The organism is Kineococcus gypseus, assembly GCF_050871305.1.
Taxonomy (GTDB): domain Bacteria; phylum Actinomycetota; class Actinomycetes; order Actinomycetales; family Kineococcaceae; genus Kineococcus; species Kineococcus gypseus.
In genome coordinates this window covers 1-16,761 of the sequence record NZ_JBJLRD010000016.1, presented here as the reverse complement: position 1 = coordinate 16,761, position 16,761 = coordinate 1, and the positions used below count along the sequence as shown (strand labels likewise).

Annotated in this window: 11 protein-coding genes; 6 read left to right on the top strand and 5 right to left on the bottom strand. The window is 74.7% G+C overall.

Features of this window, described 5'->3' with window-relative positions; translation table 11 throughout:
• Positions 1-10: 10 nt before the first annotated feature.
• From ACRYMN_RS08155 to ACRYMN_RS08140, 4 genes are all read right to left on the bottom strand, one after another.
• The gene (locus ACRYMN_RS08155) at positions 11-811 is read right to left on the bottom strand and encodes an ABC transporter permease (RefSeq protein ID WP_432493829.1); all 801 of its coding nucleotides are present in this window, start codon (positions 809-811) and stop codon (positions 11-13) included.
• A complete protein-coding gene (locus ACRYMN_RS08150; RefSeq protein ID WP_432493827.1) occupies positions 808-1,602 on the bottom strand; it encodes an ABC transporter permease in 795 nt (264 codons plus the stop codon). Before ACRYMN_RS08150 ends, ACRYMN_RS08155 begins: the two co-directional genes overlap by 4 nt.
• A complete protein-coding gene (locus tag ACRYMN_RS08145; protein WP_432493939.1) occupies positions 1,599-2,426 on the bottom strand; it encodes an ABC transporter ATP-binding protein in 828 nt (275 codons plus the stop codon). The genes ACRYMN_RS08150 and ACRYMN_RS08145 overlap by 4 nt, the downstream gene beginning before the upstream one ends.
• 116 nt (positions 2,427-2,542) lie before the next feature.
• On the bottom strand, positions 2,543-3,643 hold the full coding sequence (locus ACRYMN_RS08140; protein WP_432493825.1) for an ABC transporter substrate-binding protein: 1,101 nt from the start codon (positions 3,641-3,643) through the stop codon (positions 2,543-2,545).
• A gap of 282 nt (positions 3,644-3,925) precedes the next feature.
• Here ACRYMN_RS08140 and ACRYMN_RS08135 point away from each other — a divergent pair, with 282 nt between their 5' ends.
• Positions 3,926-5,332, top strand: a complete 1,407-nt coding sequence (locus ACRYMN_RS08135) for an NtaA/DmoA family FMN-dependent monooxygenase (protein ID WP_432493937.1) — start codon at positions 3,926-3,928, stop codon at positions 5,330-5,332.
• Positions 5,329-6,318, top strand: a complete 990-nt coding sequence (gene add / locus ACRYMN_RS08130) for an adenosine deaminase (protein ID WP_432493823.1) — start codon at positions 5,329-5,331, stop codon at positions 6,316-6,318. Before ACRYMN_RS08135 ends, add begins: the two co-directional genes overlap by 4 nt.
• A gap of 64 nt (positions 6,319-6,382) precedes the next feature.
• Here add and glgP read toward each other — a convergent pair whose 3' ends face one another.
• Positions 6,383-8,947, bottom strand: a complete 2,565-nt coding sequence (gene glgP, locus ACRYMN_RS08125) for an alpha-glucan family phosphorylase (RefSeq protein WP_432493821.1) — start codon at positions 8,945-8,947, stop codon at positions 6,383-6,385.
• A 133-nt stretch (positions 8,948-9,080) separates the two neighbouring features.
• Between glgP and ACRYMN_RS08120 the strand changes: the two genes are divergently transcribed.
• From ACRYMN_RS08120 to glgB, 4 genes are all read left to right on the top strand, one after another.
• Positions 9,081-11,231, top strand: a complete 2,151-nt coding sequence (locus ACRYMN_RS08120; RefSeq protein WP_432493819.1) for an alpha-1,4-glucan--maltose-1-phosphate maltosyltransferase — start codon at positions 9,081-9,083, stop codon at positions 11,229-11,231.
• A gap of 1 nt (position 11,232) precedes the next feature.
• Positions 11,233-13,029: a maltose alpha-D-glucosyltransferase gene (treS, locus tag ACRYMN_RS08115; RefSeq protein ID WP_432493817.1), complete on the top strand. Its 1,797-nt coding sequence runs from the start codon at positions 11,233-11,235 to the stop codon at positions 13,027-13,029.
• Positions 13,026-14,453: a maltokinase N-terminal cap-like domain-containing protein gene (locus ACRYMN_RS08110; RefSeq protein ID WP_432493815.1), complete on the top strand. Its 1,428-nt coding sequence runs from the start codon at positions 13,026-13,028 to the stop codon at positions 14,451-14,453. The genes treS and ACRYMN_RS08110 overlap by 4 nt, the downstream gene beginning before the upstream one ends.
• A gap of 72 nt (positions 14,454-14,525) precedes the next feature.
• Positions 14,526-16,715, top strand: a complete 2,190-nt coding sequence (gene glgB / locus ACRYMN_RS08105; RefSeq protein WP_432493813.1) for a 1,4-alpha-glucan branching protein GlgB — start codon at positions 14,526-14,528, stop codon at positions 16,713-16,715.
• Positions 16,716-16,761 lie beyond the last annotated feature (46 nt).

The window sequence follows — 16,761 nt, the reverse complement described above, 5'->3', positions numbered from 1 at the left end:
CCGCGGCGCCTCAGCCGCGGCCGGCGTCCGGGCCCCACCTGGCCAGGACCAGCGTCTCCAGCACCGACACGAGCGTGTAGACCACGATGGTCGCGAACGTGACGACGACGACGATGGCCCACAGCTTGGAGTACTGCACCTGCGAGTTCGCCCGGAAGATCTCCGCCCCCAGGCCGGTCCCGCTGAACAGCCACTCGTAGAGCATCGCCCCGATCACCGCGCCGGGCACGGAGATGCGCACGGCGGCGAAGAGGTTCGGCAGGGCGGAGGGGATGGCCACCTTGCGCAGCGCGGTCAGGCGGGTGCCGCCGTTGACGCGCACGAGGTCCAGCGCCTGCGGGGAGGCCGAGCGCAGGCCCAGCGCGATGTTGACCAGGACGGGGAAGAACACGACGATCCCGCCGATGGCGGCGGCCCCGGCGAGGCCGCGGCCGAAGACCGAGCCGATGAGCGGGGCCATGGCCACCAGCGGCACCGAGCGCAGCAGCATCGCCACCGGCATGAACGCGAACTCCAGCGGGCGCACCAGCGTGAACAGCGAGGCGACGGCCAGCGCCCCGGCCAGGCCGGCGGCGAAGCCGGTGGTCGAGTGCGCCAGCGTGACGCCGAGCAGCGAGAGGACCTCGGCGCGCTGGGCGCCGGCGTCCTCGGCGCGCACGAGGTAGTCGTAGACGTCCACCGGGCGCTTGCCCACGTAGGGGTCGACGTCCAGCAGCTGCAGCAGCAGGTACCAGGCGGCGAGCAGGACGGCGGTGGAGACGACCAGCGTGAGCAGCAGCGCGCCGACGCGGCGCAGGACGGCGGTGGTCACCAGGGGTCCCCCGCGGCGCGCGCGCCCGTGGACGACCAGGGGGTGAGGACCCGGGCGAGCAGGGCGACGAGCAGGTACCCGGCGCCGGCGACCGCCCCGGAGAGCAGGGCCAGCGCCCACAGCTGGGCGTAGCGCAGGTTGGTCTGGGCCGCGGTGATGAGGATGCCCAGCCCGGAGTCCACCCCGCCGAAGTACTCGCCGAGCACCGCGCCGAGGAAGGCCGCCGGCGCGGCGAGCTTGAGGGCGGCCAGCACGTTGGGCAGGGCGGCCGTGGCGCGCACCTTCACCAGCGCAGTCCAGCGCGAACCGCCGTAGGCGCGCACGAGGTCCAGCGCCGTGCGGTCGGCGGCGCGCAGCCCCAGCAGGCAGCCGACGACGGAGGTGAAGACCACGCTCAGGGCGGCGAGGAAGATCGACGTGGTGCGTGAGCCGGGTTCGGAGACGATGAGGACGATGGGGCCGATGGCCGTCAGCGGGATGCAGTACGTCAGCACCGCGACCTGGGTGGCCGCACCCTCCAGCGGCGGCACGAGCAGGACGAGCACGGCCAGCGCGATGGCGGTGAGGTTCCCCCACAGGTACCCCTGCAGCGCGGACACCGTGGTCACGGAGAGGTTGTCCCAGTAGAGCCCGGGCCCGTCCGCGGTGAACCGCGCCACCACGGCCCACGGGGTGGGCACGTTGCCCGCGTCGGCGAAGACGGTCAGCGCCAGGGCGCTCCAGGCGGCCAGGACCACCAGGACCCCGATCAGCGCGCCGGCCCACGTCGGCGGCGCGGGACGGGCGCTCACCCGGCCACCCCCGTGCCCCGGGCCGGGGCGCCGCCGAAGAGGACCTCGGAGAGGTGGTCGTGGTAGGCGTGGAACTCCGGCGTGCGCATCAGGTCCGGGGTGCGCGGGCGCGGCAGGTCGATCTCGACGACCTCGACGACGCGACCGGGCCGCGGGCTCATCACGGCGACGACGTCGGAGAGGAACACCGCCTCGGAGATCCCGTGGGTGACCATGAGGGTGGTCGCCGGCTTCTCGGTCCAGATGCGCAGCAGCTCGACGTTCAGCCGCTGCCGCGTCATGTCGTCCAGCGCGCCGAAGGGCTCGTCGAGCAGCATGACGCTGGGCTGCACCACCAGGCAGCGGGCGATGGACACCCGCTGGCGCATGCCCCCGGACAGCTGGGCCGGCTTGGCCCGCTCGAACCCGCGCAGCCCGACCAGGTCGACGAGGTCGTCGACCAGGCCGGGCTCGGGGGTCACGCCGGCGACCTCCAGCGGCAGGCGGATGTTGCCGGCCACGCTGCGCCACGGCAGCAGGGCGGAGTCCTGGAAGGCGATGCCGAGCTCGTGCGCGCGCTGCAGCTCCCGGGTGGTCATCCCGTTGACCAGGGCCGTGCCCGCGGTGGGGGTCTCCAGTCCGGCCAGGATCCGCAGGACCGTGGACTTGCCGCACCCGGAGGGGCCCAGCAGGGACAGGAAGGTGTTCTTGCGGGTTCCCAGCGACGTCTCGTCCAGGGCCAGGACCTCCCCGCGCCCCAGCGCGAACCGCTTGGTCAGCGAGCGCAGGTCGAAACCGGTGGCGGCCAGGGGGTCACCGGCGGGGTCCGTGGTGGCGGACCGCACCCGGGGCGCGGACGGGACGGCGGGTGTCTCCTGGTGCACGGGGCCTCTCTCGGGTCGTCCTGGCGGGGCGCGGGCGAGCGGGCCCGGCCGGTGGTCGGCCGGTGGTCGGCCGGTGGTCAGCCGGTGATCAGGTCGGGGTCCTCCTCGTAGACCTCGTCCAGCAGGCTGAGGTCGAACAGCTGCCCGGCGGTGATCTCCACACCCATCGCCGAGAGCGCGCCGAGGTTCTCCTCGACCAGCGCGTCCGTCATCGTGAACAGGCCGTTGGCCCTGGTGTCGTCGGAGACCACCAGGGTGTTCTGCGCCTCGGCCTCGCGCGTCTGCTCCTGCAGGTCCAGGCCCTGGTCGGCGCCGTACTCCTCCACGGCGAGCCGGGCGGACTCCGCCGGGTCGGCGACCGCGTCGTTCCAGCCGCGGACCTCGGCGCGCAGGAACGCCTTGAGCATGTCGCGCCGCTCGTCGATCGTGGACTGCAGGACGGTGAACGTCTCGGCCACGAACGGCAGGCCGGTGTCGGCGAACCCCAAGGTCACCGGCGTCAGGCCCCGCCCGGCCAGCAGGATCGGCTCGTTGGTCAGGTAGGCCATGAAGGCGTCGACCTCGCCCGTCTCCACCACGGAGGGGTCGTACTGCACGGGCACGACGGTGAAGCTGGACGGGTCGATGCCGTTGGCCGTGCAGAACCCCTCGAAGATGGTCTCGTTGCCGCCCGTCTGCACGCCGATGCGCTTGCCCGCGAGGTCCTCGACGGTGCGCACGGGCGTGCGCTGCTCGACCGAGACCAGGCAGAAGGGGTTCTTCTGGAACGTGGTCCCGATGATCTTCAGCGGGGCGTCCTCGTTGACGATCGCCGGGGCGGTCAGGGTCGGGGAGGACAGGCCCACCTCGGCGCGCCGGGACAGGACCATCGCCTCGGCGGCGGTGCCCGCCGCGCCGCCGGCCAGCAGGTCCACGGCCGAGAACCCCGCGTCGGCGTAGTACCCCCTGCTGTCGGCGAAGTACTCGCCGGCGAACTCGATGTTCTTGATCCAGGACAGCTGGACGGCGATCCGCCCGTACCCCTCGCCGGCGTCGCCGGACGCGGTGGCGTCGTCACCGGAACCGCAGGCCACCAGCGACGCGGACCCCGCGGCGCCGAGCACGCCCAGCCCGGCGCCGCGCAGGAAGGCCCGGCGGGACGCGGCGGGGCGGGGCGGGCGGCGGTCGGGTCGCGTCATGGGTGCTCCGTGGTCTCAGGGGCGGGCGGGACCACGCCGCTGCGGGCGGCGTGGTGCCGGTGGACGTCGTGGGGCCTGCCGGCGGGGCGCCGCGGGGCGCCGACGTGCCGGAGGGGGTACTGAAGCACCGGCCCGCTGCACGGGTGTCACGCCGGCATTAACGACGCGTTACGAACCCCGTGGGACGGCCCCCGCCCCGCGCGGAAACACCCGGGAAACCTGCGTGTGCTCCGATGTGCGCCGGAACGGTCGGGCGAGGGTGGGGGGAGCGGCGTGCGCCGGATGCACCTGGGGGTCTTCGAGGTGGCCGCTCCGCAGGTGGGTGGGACGCTGAGCTGGTCCCACCCGTGGAGCGGTTCGGTGCGCCACCGGGAGGTCGGCCACTGGGTCGCCGTGGCGCGGCTGCTCGAGGACGCCGGCTTCGACTTCCTCTTCTTCGCCGACGGCTACGGCTACCCCACCGTCGGCGGCGACCTCCCGCCGGCCGCCGCGCGCGGCGGGCTGAACTTCTCCGGCCTGGACCCGATGCTGCTGATCCCGGTGCTGGCGCACGCCACCTCCCGCCTCGGCCTGGTCGTCACGGCCTCCACCGGCGTGGACCACCCCGTGGCCACGGCGCGGCGCTTCGCCACCCTGGACCACCTCACCGCCGGGCGCGTGGGCTGGAACGTGGTCACCGGCGCCTCGCAGGACGCCGTCGCCGCGCTGTTCGGCCACCGGGGGATGACCCCGCACGACGTGCGCTACGAGATCGCGCGGGAGTACGTCGACCTGTGCCTGCGGCTGTGGGAGGGTTGCTGGGAGGACGGCGCGCTGGTCGAGGACGCCGCCGCCGGCGTCTTCGCCGACCCCGACCGGCTGCACCGCGTGGAGCACGCGGGCACCCACTTCCGCTCCTCGGGGTACTTCACCGTCCCGCCCTCCCCCCAGCGCACGCCGGTGCTGTTCCAGGCCGGGACGTCCACGGCCGGCAGGGAGTTCGCCGCGAGCACCGCCGAGTGTGTCTTCCTGCAGGGCACCACGCCCCCGCACGCCGCCGCGAACGTCGCGGACCTGCGGGCCCGCGCCGCGGCCCACGGCCGCGACCCGCGCGCGGTGAAGGTGCTCGTGGGGGCCACGGTGACCGTGGAGGCCACGAGCGAGCTGGCCCGCCGGCGGCGGGAGGAGTTCGAGCGGATGCAGACCGACGAGGTCGCCTCGGTGGTGTACGCCGGGAACACCGGCATCGACCTGCTGGCCCTGCCGCAGGACGTGCCGCTCGGCGAGGCCCTCGCGCGCGCCGCCGACCCGCGCGTGGGGCAGATGGGCCAGAGCAACATCGACCGCTTCCGCCGCCCCGACGGCAGCACCCCGCTGGTGCGGGAGGTGCTGGCCGAGCTGCGCGGGCGCGGCACCCGCGGCTTCACCGTGGTGGGCGACCCGGTGCAGGTGGCCGACCAGCTCGAGGAGCTGGTGGAGACCACCGACGTCGACGGCTTCCTGCTGGAGGCGCTGTTCTCACCGGGCGACCACGAGCTGTTCTGCGAGCTCGTCGTGCCCGAGCTGCGCCGTCGCGGTCGCCTGCCGCGCGAGCAGGACCGGCCCGCCGGCGGCGGCACCCTGCGCGAGCGGCTGGGGGCCACCTCGCCGCGGCTGGCCGCCGACCACCCGGGCGCGCGCTTCGCCGCCGGTCCCGCACCGGTGCGGTGACCGTGCGCGACCTCGCCGCCCTGCCCAAGGCGCACCTGCACCTGCACCTGGAGGGGGCCATGCGGCCGGCCACCCTGGCCGAGCTCGCCGCCGAGGCCGGCGTGCCCGTCCCCCCGGTGCGCGGGTTCGCGTCCTTCGCGGAGTTCGTGCGCATGTACGACGGCGCCCGCCTCCTGGTGCGCACCCGCGAGCACCTGGCCCGGCTGGTCCGCGAGGTCGTGCAGGACGCCGCACGCGACGGCGCGGTGTGGGTGGAGGTGCAGGCGAACCCGGTGCCCTACGCCCCGGCGCTGGGCGCTCCCGGCGAGGTGCTGGACCTGCTGCTGGACAGCGGCCGCGACGAGGCGGAGCGGCTGGGCGTCGGCTTCGGCCTCATGGCGGTGGCGCTGCGGCACGAGCCGCCGGCCGCCGCCGAGGACCTGGCCCGGCTGGCCGCCGGCCGCGCCGGGCGCGGCGTGGTCTCCTTCGGGCTGGCCGCCGACGAGTCGCTCTTCCCCCCGGCCCCCTTCGAGCGCGCCTTCGCCGTCGCCCGCGAGGCCGGCCTGGTCAGCACCCCGCACGCCGGGGAGCTGCTGGGCCCGGACAGCGTGCGCGACGCCCTGGACCGGCTGGGCGCGCGGCGCGTGCAGCACGGCGTGCGCGCGGTGGAGGACCCCGAGCTGGTCGCGCGGCTGGCCGGCGAGGGCGTCGTGCTGGACGTGTGCCCCACCTCCAACGTCGCGCTGGCCGTCGTGGCGGAGGTGGGGCGCCACCCGCTGCCGGCCCTGCTGGAGGCGGGGGTGCGCTGCTCCGTCAACGGCGACGACCCGCTGCTGTTCGGGCCCGGGCTGCTGGAGGAGTACGAGACCGCCCGCAGCGCCCTGGCGCTCTCCGACGAGCAGCTCGCCGACGTCGCCCGCGCCTCGCTCGAGGGCGCGGCCGCGCCGGCGGGGTTCGCCGCCGCCCACCTGGCCCGCGTCGACGAGTGGCTGGCCGCACCCGCCTGACCGCGCCCGGCCGCCCCCGACCGCGCCGGGCCGCGCCCGGCCGCGCCCGGCCGCGCCCGGTCCTTCAGGCGTTGGCGACCAGGCCCAGCTCGGCGGGGCCCGCCAGGCCCTCGTGCCGGGGCAGGACGCGCACGGTGTAGCCGAAGGGGCCGGTCTGGCGCAGCACGACCTCGCCCTCGTAGCGGTGCCGGCCGTCGCCGAAGTCCTCGGCGTGGCGCAGCGGCACCGCCCCCGAGGGGCTCAGCTCGTCGGACTCGCTGACGCGCCCGTGCACGACCTGCACCTCCACGTCCTGCGGGCGCAGCGCGCCCAGGGAGACGAAGCCGCGCACGTGCAGCACGTCGCCGACCTGCGCGGAGTCGCCCACGCCGGAGGACTCCACGTGGTCCACGCGCACCGCCCCCCAGGCGCCGCGCACCTCGCCCTTCCAGCTCGCCAGCTCCTTCGCGCGCGCCGCGCCCGAGGCGGTCGCGGCGCGGCCGGCGTGGGCGGCGGGCACGTACAGGCGCCGCACGTACTCGGTGACCATGCGGCTGGCCAGCACGCGCGGGCCCAGCGAGGCCAGCGTGTGCCGGACCATCTCCAGCCAGCGCGCCGGCAGGCCCCGCTCGTCGCGGTCGTAGAAGCGCGCCGCGACGGAGTTCTCCACCAGGTCGTACAGCGCCGCGGCCTCCAGGTCGTCGCGGCGCTCGGGGTCCTCGACGCCGTCGGCGGTGGGGATCGCCCAGCCGTTGGCGCCGTCGTACCACTCGTCCCACCAGCCGTCGAGGATGGAGAGGTTCAGCCCGCCGTTGAGGGCGGCCTTCATGCCGGAGGTGCCGCACGCCTCGAAGGGGCGCAGCGGGTTGTTCAGCCACACGTCGCAGCCGGGGTACAGCTGCAGCGCCATGGTGATGTCGTAGTTGGGCAGGAAGACGATGCGGTGGCGCACGGCCGGGTCGTCGGCGAAGCGCACCATCTGCTGGATCAGGCGCTTGCCGGTCTCGTCGGCCGGGTGGGACTTGCCGGCGATGACCAGCTGCACCGGCCGCTGCGGGTGCAGCAGCAGCGCGCGCAGGCGCTCGGGGTCGCGCAGCATGAGGGTCAGGCGCTTGTAGGTGGGCACGCGCCGGGCGAAGCCGATGGTCAGCACGTCCGGGTCGAGCACCTCGCGGGTCCAGGCCAGCTCCGCCTCGCTGGCCCCGCGCTGCAGCCACGACAGCCTCAGGCGGCGGCGGGCGTCCTCCACGAGCCGGCCGCGCAGCACCCGGCGGGTGCGCCAGATCTCCTCGTCGGGCACGCGGTCGACCTTCTCGAAGCCCTGCCCGCTGGTGACGATGTCCGGGCCGATGTACGTGCGCCCCATCTGCAGCACCTCGGGGGCCACCCAGGTGGGCGCGTGCACGCCGTTGGTGATGGAGGTGATGGGCACCTCGGGGGCGTCGAAGCCGGGCCACAGCCCGTCGAACATGCCGCGGCTGACGGCCCCGTGCAGCTGCGAGACCCCGTTGGCGCGCTGGGCCAGGCGCAGCCCCATGACGGCCATGTTGAACACGCCGGGGTCGCCGCCGTCGTAGTCCTCCGCGCCCAGGGCCAGGACGCGCTCGACGGGCACGCCGGGCAGCGGGTTGTCCGCGCCGAAGTACAGCTCGATCTGGTCGCGCCCGAAGCGGTCGATGCCGGCGGGCACGGGCGTGTGCGTGGTGAACACCGTGGCCGCGCGCACCGCCTCCAGCGCCTCGTCGAAGCCCAGGCCCCGCTCGACGTGCTCGCGGATGCGCTCGACGCCCAGGAAGCCCGCGTGCCCCTCGTTGGTGTGGTAGACCTCCGGCTCCGGCGCGCCGGTCAGGCGCGACCACACCCGCAGCGCGCGCACCCCGCCGACGCCGCACAGCAGCTCCTGCTGCAGGCGGTGCTCGCCGCCGCCGCCGTAGAGGCGGTCGGTGACCCCGCGGGCGGCCTCGTCGTTCTCCTCCACGTCGGAGTCCATCAGCAGCAGCGGGACCCGCCCGACCTGCGCCTTCCACACCTGCGCGGTCAGCCGCCGCCCGCCGGGCAGGTCCACGTGCACCTTCGCCGGGGTGCCGTCGGCCTCGCGCAGCAGCGCCAGCGGCAGGCCGTCGGGGTCCAGGACGGGGTACGTCTCCTGCTGCCAGCCGTCGCGCGAGAGGGACTGCTTGAAGTAGCCGGTGGCGTAGAAGAGCCCGACGCCGACGATCGGCACGGCCAGGTCGCTGGCGGACTTCAGGTGGTCGCCGGCGAGGATGCCCAGGCCGCCGGAGTACTGCGGCAGGGCGCCGGTGATGCCGAACTCCATCGAGAAGTAGGCGATGGAGGCCGGCGCGCCCGCGCCCAGCGAGGCGTACCAGCCCGGGCGCGTCAGGTACGCGCGCAGGTCGGCGGCGGCGGCGTCCACGCGCGCGACGAAGCCGGGGTCCTCGGCGAGGGCGGCCAGCCGCTCGGTGCTCAGGGCCCCCAGCAGCGCCCCCGGCTCGCGGTGCACCGCCACCCAGGCCTCGGGGTCCATGGACTCGAACAGCTCGCGCGTGGGCGCGTGCCAGGACCAGCGCAGGTTGCTGGCCAGCTCCCCGAGGGGCGCCAGCGGGGCGGGGAGCACGGTGCGCACGGTGAAGCGTCGGATGGCTCTCACGCCCAGGGACAGTAGCCGTGCGCGCACCGCTCGGACAGGGGGCGCGGCGGGCGCGGCGGGCGCCCGCGCGGCGCCCGCCGCCCGCGGCCGCTTCCCCGCGACACCTCCGCCCGCCCTCGGTAGGTTGCCGCACGTGACGACTGAGGGACGACCGACGACGCGCGGGGCCGCCGCCCCCGCGGCGCAGCAGCCCGGCACGCCCTCGACGCGCCGCGCGGGCGCCCAGCGGGCCGCGGCGGGCACCCCGCCGGCCGCCGCCGGGGCCGCACCCGCGGCGGCGGGCGCGCGGCCGGTGGTGGGGCGCATCCCCGTCCTGGACGTCGCCCCGACGGTGGACGCGGGGCGCTGGCCGGCCAAGGCCGCGGTGGGCGAGCTGGTGCCGGTGACCGCGACGGTCTTCCGCGAGGGGCACGACGCGGTGGCCGCCACCGCCGTTCTGGTGCGCCCGGACGGCACCGACGGGCCCAGCGCGCGCATGGCGCTGACGGACGCGGGCACCGACCGCTGGGCCGCCGTGCTCTCCCCCGACGCCGAGGGCGACTGGGGCCTGCGCGTGGACGGCTGGTCGGACCCGTACGGCACCTGGGACCACGACGCCACCATCAAGGTGCGCGCCGGGGTGGACGTGGCGCTGATGCTGGAGGAGGGCGCGCGGCTGCTCGAGGGCGCCGCCGGCGCCCCCGGGCGCGACGAGGACGGCGCCCGGGTGCTGCGCGGCGCCGCGGTGCGCCTGCGCGACACCTCCCTGGGCGACGCCGAGCGCCTCGCCGCCGGCACCGCCGCCGAGGTGCGCGAGGCGCTGGAGCGCCTGCCGGTGCGCGAGATGGTCTCCCCCTCCCCGACGTACCCGCTGCGCGTGGAGCGGCGCCTGGCCGCCTTCAGCAGCTGGTACGAGTTCTTCCCCCGCTCGGAGGGCGCGCACTTCGACGAGGAGGCCGGGCGCTGGGTCTCGGGCACCTTCCGCACCGCGGCCGAGAGGCTGCCGGCGATCGCCGCGATGGGCTTCGACATCGCCTACCTCACCCCGGTGCACCCCATCGGGCGCACCAACCGCAAGGGGCCGAACAACACCCTGACCGCCGGCCCGCTGGACCCCGGCTCGCCGTACGCGATCGGCGCGGCCGAGGGCGGGCACGACGCCCTGCACCCCGAGCTGGGCACCTTCGAGGACTTCGACTTCTTCGTCGCCCGCGCCAGGGAGCTGGGCCTGGAGGTGGCGCTGGACCTGGCGCTGCAGTGCTCCCCGGACCACCCGTGGGTCACCGAGCACCCGGAGTGGTTCACCACGCGCGCCGACGGCACCATCGCCTACGCCGAGAACCCGCCGAAGAAGTACCAGGACATCTACCCGCTGAACTTCGACAACGACCCCGCGGGCATCTACGCCGAGGTCAAGCGCGTGGTGGACGTGTGGATCTCCCACGGCGTCACCTGCTTCCGGGTGGACAACCCGCACACCAAGCCGGTGGAGTTCTGGGAGTGGCTGATCGCCGAGGTCGCCCGCGAGCACCCCGAGGTGGTCTGGCTCTCGGAGGCGTTCACGCGCCCGCCGATGATGCACACCCTGGCCAAGGTCGGCTTCCAGCAGTCGTACTCGTACTTCGCCTGGCGCAACGCCGCCTGGGAGCTGCGCGAGTACCTCACCCAGCTGAGCACCGAGTCGGCGCACTACATGCGCCCGAGCTTCTGGCCCACCACCCACGACATCCTCACGCCCACGATGCAGTACGGCGGGCCGCCGGTGTTCAAGCTGCGCGCGGTGCTGGCGGCGCTGCTGAGCCCGTCGTGGGGGATCTACTCCGGCTACGAGCTGGTCGAGCACGCCGCCCGCCCGGGCGCCGAGGAGCAGCTGGACAACGAGAAGTACCAGTTCCGCCCGCGCGACTGGGCGCGCGCGGAGGCCGAGGGCTGGAGCCTGGCGCCGTACCTGACGCGCCTGAACGAGGTGCGCCGCGCGCACCCGGCGCTGCAGGAGCTGCGCGGCACCGTCTTCCACCCCGCCGACGACGAGAACGTCCTGGCGTTCTCGCGCCGCCGCGTCGCGCTGGACGGCACCGAGGACCTCGTGCTGGTCGTGGTCAACCTCGACCCGCACGCCACCCGCGAGACCACCGTGCACCTGGACATGGCCGCCCTGGGCCGGCAGTGGTGGGAGCGCTTCACGGTGCGCGACGAGCTGACCGGCGCCACCTACGAGTGGGGCGAGCACGACTACGTGCGCCTGGACCCGTACGTGCAGCCGGCCCACGTCTTCCACGTGCTGCCGCACGGCTCGGGGGCCTGACGTGGAGAACGTGCACATCGCCGGGCCGGGGCTGAAGAACGACCCGCAGTGGTACAAGACGGCCGTCTTCTACGAGGCGCTGGTGCGCGCCTTCTCCGACTCCAACGGCTCGGGCACCGGCGACTTCTCCGGCCTGACCAGCCGGCTGGACTACCTGCAGTGGCTCGGCGTGGACTGCCTGTGGCTGCCGCCGTTCTTCGCCTCTCCGCTGCGCGACGGCGGCTACGACATCTCCGACTACAACGCGGTGCTGCCGGAGTTCGGCACGCTGCCGGAGTTCCAGCGCCTGGTGCAGGAGGCCCACCAGCGCGGCATCCGCATCATCATCGACCTGGTGATGAACCACACCAGCGACCAGCACCCGTGGTTCCAGGCCTCGCGCTCCGACCCCGACGGCCCCTACGGCGACTTCTACGTCTGGAGCGACACCGACGAGAAGTACGCCGACGCGCGCATCATCTTCGTCGACACCGAGACCTCGAACTGGACGTTCGACCCGGTGCGCCGGCAGTACTTCTGGCACCGCTTCTTCTCGCACCAGCCCGACCTCAACTTCGACAACCCCGACGTCGAGGAGGCGATGTTCGACACCGTCCGCTTCTGGATGGACATGGGCATCGACGGCTTCCGCCTCGACGCGGTGCCGTACCTGTACGAGGAGGAGGGCACCAACGGCGAGAACCTGCCGGCGACGCACCGGTTCCTCAAGCGGCTGCGCAGGATGGTCGACGAGGAGTTCCCCGGCCGGGTGCTGCTGGCCGAGGCCAACCAGTGGCCCTTCGACGTCGTGGAGTACTTCGGCACCGAGGACGAGCCGGAGTGCCACATGTGCTTCCACTTCCCCGTCATGCCGCGGCTGTACTACGCGCTGCGCGAGGGCAAGGCCACGCCGATCATCGACATCCTCTCGGCCACCCCGCAGATCCCCGTCTCCAGCGGGCAGTGGGGCACGTTCCTGCGCAACCACGACGAGCTGACGCTGGAGATGGTCACCACCGAGGAGCGCGCGGCCATGTACGGCTGGTACGCGCCCGACCCGCGCATGCGCGCCAACATCGGCATCCGGCGCCGGCTGGCGCCGCTGCTGGACAACTCCCGCCCCGAGATCGAGCTCATCCACGCGATGGTGCTCTCGCTGCCGGGCAGCCCGTGCCTGTACTACGGCGACGAGATCGGCATGGGCGACAACATCTGGCTCGACGACCGCGACGCGGTGCGCACGCCGATGCAGTGGACGCCGGACCGCAACGCCGGCTTCTCCTCGGCCGACCCCGGCAAGCTGTACCTGCCGACCATCCAGTCGCTCGTCTACAACTACCAGTCCGTCAACGTCGAGGCGCAGCTCGCCACCGGCTCCTCGCTGCTGCACTGGGTGCGCAACGTCCTGGCCGTGCGCCGGCGCCACCCGGCCTTCGGCCTGGGCCGCTACGTGCCGCTGACCCCGCGCCACCCCGGCAGCACCGAGGAGGGCCTGAGCGCTCCCGACGCCTCCCTGGAGGCCGCCGTCGGCGCCGCCGCGGCGCGCCCGGACGAGGGGTACTGCAGCAACGACTCCGTCCTGGCGTTCCTGCGGGTGCTCGAGCCCTCCGCGGAGCAGGAGGGCGAGACGGTGCTGTGCGTGAACAACCTCTCCGACCACGCCCAGTCCGCGGACCTGCGCATGCCCGGCCGCGGCGGCGCGCACGTGCGCGACCTCTTCGGCGGGGCGGCGTTCCCCGACGTGGACGCCGAGGGGTGCCTGACGGTGACCCTCGGCCCGCGCGGCTTCTACTGGCTCAAGCTGGGAGGCGGCTCGTGACCGGACCGGTGAGCACCGACCGCGCCTCGGACGAGGCGCTGGCCGAGCTGCTGATGCGCTGGGTGCCGCAGCAGCGCTGGTTCGCCCACAAGAGCTCCTCGGCGCACCTGCAGCGCCTGGAGCGCACGCCCCTGGACGAGGGCGGGGTGGCGCAGCTGGTGGCGCTGACGGTGCGCACCGGCCTGGGCGACGAGGCGACCAGCACCGTGTACGCGGTGCCGCTGACCGTGCGCCACGCGCCGGACGAGGCGCTGGCCGGTGCGCTCGTGGGGCACCTGCCCGACGTCGACGGCGCCGAGGCGTGGGTCTACGACGGCCCGCACGACCCCACCTTCACCCGGGCCCTGCTGAGCCTCGTGGCCGCCGAGGAGGGCGCCGGCTCCCCGGCGTTCGGGGTGCACGGCACCAGCGCCGACGGCGGGCTGCCGGTGCCGGCGGGGGCGAGCACGAAGGTGCTCGGCGGTGAGCAGTCCAACACCTCCATCGTCGTCTCCGCCCCGCAAGGCTCGGCCGAGGCTCCTCTGATCGCCAAGGTGTTCCGCGTCCTGAGCGCCGGGGACAACCCCGACGTCGTGGTGCAGACCGCCCTGGCCGCCGCCGGCTGCGAGCGCGTGCCGCGCCCGGCCGGGTGGGTGGACGGCACCTGGACCGACCCCTCCGGCGCGACCGCGCACGGCCACGTGGCGCACCTGACGGAGTTCCTGGCCGGCTCGCAGGACGCCTGGCGCGTGGCCACCGCCGCGGTGGCCGCCGGGCGCCCCTTCAGCGAGGAGGCCGGCGAGCTGGGCGCGGCCACCGCCGAGGTGCACGCGGTGCTGGCGCGCGCGCTGCCCACCGAGCCGGCCACGCCCGAGCGGCTGGCCGCGCTGGCCGACGGGCTGCGCGCCCGCGTGGCGTGGGCGTGCACGGCGGTGCCGCAGCTGCACGAGGTCGCCGAGGCGGCCACCGCGCGGGTGGACGCCGTGCGGCACGTCACCGGCGCCCCGGACCTGCAGCGCGTGCACGGCGACTACCACCTGGGCCAGGTGCTGCGCTCGGCCGAGCGCGGCTGGGTGCTGCTGGACTTCGAGGGCGAGCCGCTGCGGCCGCTGGCCGAGCGCAGCGTGCCCGACCTGGCGCTGCGCGACGTCGCCGGCATGCTGCGCTCCTTCGACTACGCCGCCTCCTCGGGGGCCGCCTCCTCGGGGGCCGGCGGCGAGGGGGCCGGGGCCTGGGCCGCGGCCTGCTGCGAGGCGTTCCTGGCCGCCTACGCCGCCGGCACGGGCGTGGACCCGCGCGAGCCGGGGTCGGCGGCCGCCGCGCTGCTGGCCGCCCTCGAGCTGGACAAGGCCCTGTACGAGGTCGTCTACGAGGTGCGCAACCGCCCGGACTGGGCGCACATCCCCCTGGGCGCCGTGCGGCGCCTGACCTCCCCGCCCGGCTGAGCCGGGCCCCGAGCTGACACCGGCCCCTGCCCCGACGCGCGGGCGGGGCCCCCCGAACGGAGACTGGAGCCCATGTCGGACGAAGCCGCCACCCCCTCCCCCGTGGACGCCGACGACCTGGCCAGGGTCGCCACCGGCTCGCACTGGTCGCCGCACTCGGTGCTCGGCGCCCACCCGCACGGGGACGGCGTCACCTACCGCGCCCTGAAGCCGTTCGCCACGTCGGTGACCGTGCTGACGCAGGACGGCGGCCGCGTCGGGCTCGTGCACGAGCACGACGGCGTGTGGGCCGGTGTCGCGCCCGGGGCCACCGTGGGCGACTACCGCCTGGAGGTGGTCTACGGCGAGGGCGCCCCCCACGTCGTCGACGACCCCTACCGCTTCCTGCCCACCGTCGGGCAGGTGGACCTGCACCTGATCGGCGAGGGCCGCCACGAGGAGCTGTGGAACGTCCTCGGCGCGCACGTGCACCGCTGGGACGGCCCGATGGGGCCGGTGCACGGCACCTCCTTCGCGGTGTGGGCGCCCAACGCGCAGGCCGTGCGGGTCGTCGGCGACCACAACCACTGGAACGGGCGCACCGACGCGATGCGCTCGCTGGGCTCGTCCGGGGTCTGGGAGCTGTTCGTCCCCGGCGTCGGGGCCGGCTCGCGCTACAAGTTCGAGATCCTCGGGCAGGACGGGCAGTGGCGGCAGAAGGCCGACCCGATGGCGCGCGCCACCGAGGTGCCCCCGGCCACCGCCTCCGTCGTGGCCGAGTCCACCTACGAGTGGGGCGACGCGGAGTGGCTGGCGAAGCGCGCCTCCACCGACCCGCACGCCGGCCCGGTGTCCGTGTACGAGGTGCACCTGGGGTCCTGGCGGCAGGGCCTGGGCTACGCGCAGCTGGCCGACGAGCTGGTCGCCTACGTCACCGAGGCCGGCTTCACCCACGTGGAGTTCCTGCCCGTCATGGAGCACCCCTTCGGCGGCTCCTGGGGCTACCAGGTCACCTCCTACTTCGCGCCCACCTCGCGCTGGGGCTCGCCCGACGAGCTGCGCCTCCTCATCGACCGCCTGCACCAGGCGGGCATCGGCGTCATCATCGACTGGGTGCCCGGGCACTTCCCCAAGGACGACTTCGCCCTGGCCCGCTTCGACGGCACCGCGCTGTACGAGCACCCGGACCCGCGCCGCGGCGAGCAGATGGACTGGGGCACGTACGTCTTCGACTTCGGCCGCAGCGAGGTGCGCAACTTCCTCGTCGCGTCCGGGCTGTACTGGCTAGAGGAGTTCCACGCCGACGGCCTGCGCGTGGACGCGGTCGCCTCGATGCTCTACCTGGACTACTCGCGCGCCGAGGGGCAGTGGCTGCCCAACCAGTACGGCGGCCGCGAGAACCTGGAGGCGATCTCCTTCCTGCAGGAGGCCAACGCCACCGCCTACAAGCGCACCCCCGGCATCATGATGATCGCCGAGGAGTCCACGGCGTTCCCCGGCGTGACCGCGCCCACCAGCGGCGGCGGCCTCGGCTTCGGCCTGAAGTGGAACATGGGCTGGATGCACGACAGCCTGGCGTACGTCTCACAGGACCCGATCTACCGCCAGTACCACCACGGCGAGCTGACGTTCAGCCTGGTGTACGCCTTCAGCGAGAAGTTCTGCCTGCCCATCTCGCACGACGAGGTCGTGCACGGCAAGGGCTCGCTGCTGCGCAAGATGCCCGGCGACCGCTGGCAGCAGCTGGCGAACGTGCGCGCCTACCTGGCGTACATGTGGTCCCACCCGGGCAAGCAGCTGCTGTTCATGGGCGCGGAGCTGGGCCAGGAGGCCGAGTGGTCCGAGGCGCGCTCACTGGACTGGTGGCTGCTGGACACCCCCTGGCACCGGGGCCTGCACGACCTCGTCAAGGAGCTCAACGCCCTCTACAAGGCGCACCCGGAGCTGTGGTCGCAGGACTTCTCCTCCGAGGGGTTCCAGTGGATCGACGGCGGCGACAACCAGCGCAACCTGATCTCGTACGTGCGCCGCGGCACCGACGGGCGCCAGCTCGCCGTCGTGGTCAACTTCTCCGCCGGCGCGTACGAGGACTTCCGCGTCGGCCTGCCGCAGCCGGGCCGCTGGCGCGAGGTGCTCAACACCGACGCCGAGCGCTTCGCCGGCTCCGGCGTGGTCAACACCGGCCCGCTCGTGGCCGACGGCCCGGCCTGGAACGGCCAGCCGCAGTCCGCGGCGCTGCGCGTGCCCCCGCTGGGCGCGGTCTGGCTCGTGCCCGAGGACTGACCCACCGCACGCGCGACGGCCGGCCACCCCAAGGGGGTGGCCGGCC

Bases quoted from the DNA above. Each gene is read 5' to 3' on its own strand.
- ACRYMN_RS08140 (WP_432493825.1), bottom strand. From the start codon at position 3,643: ATGACGCGACCCGACCGCCGCCCGCCCCGCCCCGCCGCGTCCCGCCGG.
- ACRYMN_RS08135 (WP_432493937.1), top strand. From the start codon at position 3,926: ATGCACCTGGGGGTCTTCGAGGTGGCCGCTCCGCAGGTGGGTGGGACG.
- glgB (WP_432493813.1), top strand. From the start codon at position 14,526: ATGTCGGACGAAGCCGCCACCCCCTCCCCCGTGGACGCCGACGACCTG.